This window comes from Herpetosiphonaceae bacterium, from assembly GCA_036374795.1.
In the GTDB taxonomy this organism is placed as follows: domain Bacteria; phylum Chloroflexota; class Chloroflexia; order Chloroflexales; family Kallotenuaceae; genus LB3-1.
Genome location: DASUTC010000174.1, coordinates 1 through 2,798, shown reverse-complemented (window position 1 = coordinate 2,798; position 2,798 = coordinate 1). Strand labels below are relative to the sequence as shown.

Annotated in this window: 1 protein-coding gene; it reads left to right on the top strand. The window is 68.6% G+C overall.

All coding sequences use genetic code 11. From position 1 onward, the window contains the following. The coding region (locus VFZ66_12690; protein HEX6290046.1) for an amino acid adenylation domain-containing protein at window positions 1-2,798 on the top strand (2,798 nt) is incomplete at both ends.

Below are 2,798 nucleotides of genomic sequence, written 5' to 3'. Positions count from 1 at the left end.
GCGCTTGCTGCCCACATTGCGGCGGCGGTCGCCCAGCCCTTCGACCTGGCGCAGGGTCCCTTGCTCCGCGTGCGCCTGCTGCGCCTTCAGCCTCAGCGCCATCTGCTGGTGCTCAACCTCCATCATCTGATCGCCGATGGCTGGTCGATCGGCGTACTGGTCCGCGAGCTGGCCCAGCTCTACCCCGCCGCGTGCGCCGACCCGGCCCCCAGCGTCGCCGCGCTCAGCCGCCTGCTGCCGGCGCTGCCGATCCAGTACGCCGACTATGCCCTCTGGGAGCGCCAGCATCTGACGGCAGAGCGCCTGGCGCGCGCGCGGGGCTACTGGCAGCAGCAGTTGGCGGGTGCGCCCACGGTGCTGGCCTTGCCGACCGATCGGCCACGCCCGGCGCGACAAACGTTCCGTGGCGCGCGCCATTGGCTGACGCTGACGCCGGAGCTGAGCGCGCAGGTGGGGGCGGCGAGCCAGCGGCAGGGGGTGACGGTCTTTATGCTGCTGAGCACGGCGCTGGCGGCGGTGCTGAGCCGCGCCAGCGGGCAGCCGGAGCTGCTGCTGGGCACGCCGGTGGCGCAGCGGGGGCAGGCGGAAACCGAGGGGTTGATCGGGCTGTGTCTCAACACGCTGGTGCTGCGCTGCAGCCTGGGGGGCGCGCCGACGGGCACGGAGGCGGTGCAGCGGATGCGCGCGACGTGCCTGGCGGCCTACGCGCATCAGGAGTTACCATTCGGCCAGCTCGTCGAGCTACTCCAGCCGGAGCGGGACGCGAGCCGCAGCCCGCTTGTTCAGGTGTTCTTCGCCTGGCAGAATACGCCGACCGTAGAGCTACGTCTGGCGGATGTCACCGTGACGTCGCTGCCGGTGGAGAGCGGGACGGCCCAGTTCGATCTGACCTTCAACCTGGGCGAGACGGCAAGCGGCATCGGCGGCTTCATCGAGTACAACCGCGATCTCTTCGAGGCCGCGACGATCGCGCGCCTGGCTGGACACTTTCAGGCATTGCTTGAGAGGATGGTGACGAATCCTGATGTGCCGATTGCCGAGCTGCCGCTGCTGACGGAGGCCGAACAGCAGCAGATGCTTGTCGACTGGAACCGCTCCGAGGCGGAGTATCCGCGTGATGCCGCCGTGCATCAACTCTTTGAGGCCCAGGCCGCGCGCACGCCCCATGCTTCCGCGATCGTCTTTGATGGGCAAGCGCTGACCTACGCCGAGCTGAATGCACGGGCGAATCAGCTCGCGCACCACCTCCGAGGCCAGGGCGTCGGGCCGGATGTGCTCGTCGCGCTGTGTGTCGAGCGGAGTCTGGAGATGATCGTCGGGATGCTGGCGATCCTCAAGGCCGGCGGCGCGTATGTACCCCTTGATCCCACCTATCCCGCCGAGCGCTTGCACTACATGCTCGCGCACAGTCGCGCGCCTGTGATCCTGACCCAGGCCGCGCTCGTGGCGAGATTGCCGGAGCATCCGGCGCAGGTCTTCCGCCTGGACGCCGACTGGCCGCTGCTGGCCGATCAGCCGACCGCCAACCCGCCGCGCACGGCGCTGCCCGATCACCTGGCCTACCTGATCTACACCTCTGGCTCGACCGGACGACCAAAGGGCGTGATGGTCACGCAGCAGGGCTTGATCAATCTGGTCTATGGGCTGCGCGCCTACTTCGACGATCCCGCCGTCCAAACGACCGGCCTGATTACGTCGATCAGCTTCGACATCTCGGTCAACCAGATCTTCCCGACGCTGATCTTTGGCCGCACGCTGCACATCATTCCCGATGCGGTCAAGCTCGACAGCCGCACGCTCCTGCGCTACCTGCATGAGCAGCAGGTGCATCTGCTCGACGCGGTGCCCTCCTACATGCACGCGGTGCTGAACGAGGTCGCGCCGCAGCAGCCGCCGAACGCGCTGCGCTATGTGCTGATCGGCGGCGAGAAGCTCGAACAGCGCTTGCTCGATGCGGTCTTCGGCCAGCTCGGCCCCAGCGTCGAGATCGTCAACATCTACGGCCTGACCGAGATCAGCGACATCAATCTCCTGGGCGGCATCCGCGCTTCCGATCTCGGCCAGCCGATCACGGTGGGCAGGCCCTTGCACAACAACCGGATCTACATCCTCGACCAGCACCAGCAGCCACAGCCGATCGGCATCGCGGGCGAGGTCTGCATTGCGGGCGAGAGTGTATCACGCGGCTACCTGTTCCGCCCCGACCTCACGGCGGAGCGCTTCGTGCCGTGTCCGTTCGAGGACGGCCAGCGCATGGTCCGCACCGGCGATCTTGGCCGCTGGCGCGCCGACGGCACGATCGAGATCCTGGGGCGGATTGACCAGCAGGTGAAGCTGCGCGGCTTCCGCATCGAGCCGGGCGAGATTGAGGCCGTGCTGCGGCAGCATGAGGCCATCCGCGAGTGCGTGGTCGTGGCGCGCGCGGATGGGGCAGGCGATCAACGGCTGGTGGCGTACGTGGTTGGCGCAGCACACGGGCACACGGGCATACCGGCGGACGGGGACCCGACCGAGGCCGTTCCGAGTCGCGCTCCCCGCCCCCTGCCCCCTGAAGTCCGGGCCTACCTGGCCGCGCGCCTACCCGACTACATGCTCCCCGCCGCGTTCGTCTTCCTCGACGCGCTGCCGAAAACGCCCAGCGGCAAGCTCGATCGTAAGGCCTTGCCGGTGCCGGAGTGGCCCGGCGCGCAGCAGGCGCGGGTGGTCGCGCCGCGCACGCCGACCGAGGCGCTGCTGGTGCGGATCTGGCAGGAGGTGCTGGGCGTGGCGCAGGTGAGCATCCACGACCACTTCTTCGC